Raw genomic sequence first — 324 nt, 5'->3', positions numbered from 1 at the left:
AGCGGGATCATTTTTAAATTAATGTCGCCGTCAAAGCGCGTTGCGCCACCGGTAAGTAGGGCGTTTAGCTCTTGTGCTTTTAGCTCTATTGGGTTGTCACCTTGCGATTTTAAATGATTAAACAGCTTGGTAATCTTAATTATGGTTTTACCTTGCGTGTACTGCGCTAACTCATGTTTGCCCAGATAACAAAAGTACTTATTCGCATACCCGGCTATTTTAGCCATGCCTGCGCCCCCAATTACGGCCGATCCATGAGGGAGGTTAGCTTCGAGAAAAATCTACGTTTGATCCGATGAAACATAAAATTTACGGGTTTCATCT

1 pseudogene is annotated in these 324 nt (G+C 43.2%); it reads right to left on the bottom strand.

Annotation, left to right across the window (positions count from 1 at the left end):
• Window positions 1–324 (bottom strand): annotated as a pseudogene (locus tag CWC17_RS19090) (Mks condensin complex protein MksF); the annotation flags it as partial.

This window comes from Pseudoalteromonas sp. S3785, from assembly GCF_005887365.1.
GTDB lineage: Bacteria > Pseudomonadota > Gammaproteobacteria > Enterobacterales > Alteromonadaceae > Pseudoalteromonas.
The sequence above is the reverse complement of the archived record's forward strand: the minus strand, read 5'-3'. Positions and strand labels throughout refer to the sequence as shown.